This window comes from Pseudoflavonifractor phocaeensis, from assembly GCF_016901735.1.
GTDB lineage: Bacteria > Bacillota > Clostridia > Oscillospirales > Oscillospiraceae > Pseudoflavonifractor_A.
In genome coordinates this window covers 1-3,313 of the sequence record NZ_JACLZC010000120.1, presented here as the reverse complement: position 1 = coordinate 3,313, position 3,313 = coordinate 1, and the positions used below count along the sequence as shown (strand labels likewise).

Sequence of the window (3,313 nt, the reverse complement as noted above, 5' to 3'; positions counted from 1 at the left end):
CGGCCAGCCGCTGCAATCCCTCAAAAGCCCACAGCAGAATACCCTCCACCTCGGCTTTCATCTTCTCGGCAAGGTCAGGATCATCCACACGGCCAGCCGGTTTTTCTTTCGTGGTCAGCACCAGCTGGCGGCGATAAAACCCGTCGCTCCGGTCAAACAGCGCCTGCAAATCCCCGTTGGAGAAGGCCAGCAGCCGGGCGCACATCCATCCCTGATAGCTCTGCTTGCCCTTGCGCTCCAAATCCATCTTGCCCTGGGCGGTGACAATGGATTTCACATAGTTGGTCTGGCGCAGGGCTTCCATCCGCATATCGTCGTCCACGCACAGGAGGATATGTTCCAGGTCAGCACGGGCAAAACGGTTCTCGGATATTTTCCCGATGCTGCCATCCTTCATGTTGGAGCCGAACAAAGTTCCCAGCACAGCGCCGATCTGCGACTTGCCCTCGCCGCCGCTGCCCTTAATGACCATCATCCGTTGTCCCTTATTGCTGGGAATCAGGCAGTAACCGATATATTCCTGCAAGGTGGGGATGTCCTCCGGGTAGAGCAGACCGTCCAGAAATTGCAGCCAGAGGACAGGTTGTGGAGCATTAGGATTATAGGCCACAGGGAAACGGTTGCGGACAATTTTCGGCTTTCCCTCCACAAAGGTCCCATCCAGAAAAAGCGTCCCATTGGAAAGGTGAATCCGGTTCGGCTCCGGGGGAAAATCCTCCACCAGCGCCGCCAGCTTCATCAGCTCCACAATGTTGCTGATTTTGCGGGGAATGTTGCTGACCGCACAGTATTTCAGCTCTTCAAAAATCTCTCCCCGCAGGGGCAACTCATCAGTCACACGGCCTTCGGGCGTGAAACTTCATGCCGCATTACATGCTTGCACCACGATGAATGAAAACCAGGTGCAGCAGACAGGGCAGCATGGTAAAATATAGATACACGGCACAAGATCGGCTTTTTTTGCCGCTACGAGCGCGCGCGTGAAACTGATTTTGCTCTCCTGCTGAACCACAAATTGTCCGAGCCAAACGGCAGTAAAGGACGTATAGCAAAATAATTGCTTTCGGAGAGCGCGCCGTGACAACTTTTGCAAGGAGCGCAGGAGTATGGAAGTTGTCTATCGGTGTTGTTGTGGGATTGATGTGCACAAGAAGATCATCGTGGCCTGTTTGAATCAGGGCGGAGAGCAGTGCCTGCGTGAATTCGGCACAACGACCAGCGAGATCAAGTCTTTGGCAAACTGGCTCACAGAATCAGGCTGTGAAATGATTGCTATGGAAAGTACGGGCGTATTTTGGAAACCATTGTATAACCTGTTTGAACTGATGGATTTGGATGCCATGGTTGTCAATGCGGCGCACATGAAAGCGCTGCCCGGCCGTAAGACCGATGTGAAAGACGCGGAATGGATCGCGGACCTGCTCCGCCACGGACTGCTGAAAGCCAGCTATATTCCCAACCGGGAACAGCGGGAGCTGCGTGAAATTACCCGTTACCGAAAAAGCCTGACAGAGGAACGATGCAGAGAAACCAACCGTCTGCAAAAAATTCTGGAGGGCGCCAACATTAAATTGGACTCTGTGGTCAAAGACATCAACGGAAAGAGCGCTCGAAAGCTACTGGAAAAGATCGTGGAAGATGACGTCCCAACCAGTGAGGAGGAAGTATCCAAGATGGTTCATGGGCGGATGCGTTCTAAACTGGGACAGCTCGTGACGGCCATTGAAGGGATTACCACACCTCTGCAAAGAAAATTGCTGGCGCAGGTCATAGATCATATCGACGATCTGACCAGGCGCATTGCCGACTTGGATAAACTCGTACAGGATTACATGGGAGAATATGAAGCGGCGATTGCTGCCCTTTGCGATATTCCCGGTATCGCCAGGCGCAGCGCAGAGGTAATTCTGGCAGAAATCGGTCTGGATATGAGCAGATTTCCCAGTGCCGCCCATCTTTGTTCCTGGGCTGGGGTTTGCCCCGGCAACTGCCAGAGCGCAGGACGGCAAAAACACGGGAAAACGACAAAAGGCAACAAACCGCTCAAGACGATTCTGACCCAATGTGCAAAATCTGCACGTTCTGTAAAATGGTCTTATTTCTCGGCGCAATACCAGCGAATCGCCGCAAGGCGAGGTAAGAACCGTGCCACACTTGCAGTTGCTCATTCCATGTTAATCGCCATATACCACATGTTGAAAAACAGCACGCCTTTTCGTGATTTAGGCTCTGACTATTACGACTCTTTCAATCGGGACAGAAAAATACATGGTTACCTGAAACGTCTGAAAGCACTGGGCTGGGAACCTGATGCCCTGCCCGGCTCCGCCTAATCCAACAATTTATATCGTCAATTAGCCTGCCGTCCAGGCGGGCTGGTTTGTTGCGCCCTTTCGGTGGAAGGGTTTTCATAACAAAAAAGCCCCGTTTGTGAAGATGATCTTGTGCGTCTGCAAGAACTCCTCACAAAACAGGGCTTCGTTGATACTTTTTCCATCAAACCAGACGGGCATCCCGTCAGGCTGCTTGTTTTTCTTCATGGGTAACTTCCTCCTTTTTCAATCTCTTTAACCGTTCCTCCAAACCGGCGGTCAGGCCATCTTTGTTCAGCATTTCTACGGTTTTTACCCGCTGTTCCAGCTCGGCGGCAATGAGAAAATCCGCCAGATATTCCACATAGTCCAGCATCTGACAGGCTTCCACAAACCGGTCATCCAAAGCATCTTCCGGTGTCTTGGGCGCACACTGCATCTTCCATTTTTCCAGAAGATGCAAATAATCACACAGCACCCTCAGGCAGCGCACTTCCTCCTGCCGGTATGCTTTCAGCATGGGACGTTCCGGTCTGGGCAGGGCGATTGCCGTCGGTGGCTTGTCTGGGTCGATGCCGAAGTCATAGGCCAGTTTCTTTGCGGCCTCATAGCTACTCAGACCAAACAGCCGCGCCACAAAGTCGATCACATCGCCGGTGGCCCCGCAGCCGAAGCAGTAAAAATATCGCTCGTTCAGCTTCATGCTGGGGTGTCGGTCCTCATGGAACGGACAGCTGCACATCCCGTTTCGGTTGACTTGCAGCCCATAGTGTTCCGCCGCATCCGGCACACAAATATTCTGCTTTACCAGTTCAAAGAGTGTCATAAAATCCCTCCGTTTCAGGGCATAAAAAAAGCGGCCTGCCCGGTTTATTGGGGCAGGCCGCAGTCCTTATGCAGTTTGTGATGTTTCCGTTTCTTTGGCTTTCCGCTTTTCCTGCCGGTAGAACTTCTCCCGGCAGGCGGGTTTGCAAAATTTAGCGTTGGGGCGGACAGACTGG

General features: G+C 52.5%; 2 protein-coding genes and 2 pseudogenes. 1 reads left to right on the top strand and 3 read right to left on the bottom strand.

From position 1 onward, the window contains the following. Positions 1-856 (bottom strand): annotated as a pseudogene (locus H7U37_RS14625) (DNA primase family protein); the annotation flags it as partial. 250 nt (positions 857-1,106) lie between these two features. Between H7U37_RS14625 and H7U37_RS14620 the strand changes: the two are divergent. Next, a complete protein-coding gene (locus H7U37_RS14620; RefSeq protein WP_204876870.1) occupies positions 1,107-2,333 on the top strand; it encodes an IS110 family RNA-guided transposase in 1,227 nt (408 codons plus the stop codon). Positions 2,334-2,417: 84 nt separating this feature from the next. Here H7U37_RS14620 and H7U37_RS14615 read toward each other — a convergent pair. Further along, positions 2,418-2,540 (bottom strand): annotated as a pseudogene (locus H7U37_RS14615) (CHC2 zinc finger domain-containing protein); the annotation flags it as partial. Further along, positions 2,518-3,138 (bottom strand): CHC2 zinc finger domain-containing protein, encoded by a 621-nt coding sequence (locus H7U37_RS14610; RefSeq protein ID WP_204876869.1) that lies wholly within the window; start codon positions 3,136-3,138, stop codon positions 2,518-2,520. The pseudogene H7U37_RS14615 and the gene H7U37_RS14610, both read right to left, overlap by 23 nt. Positions 3,139-3,313 lie beyond the last annotated feature (175 nt).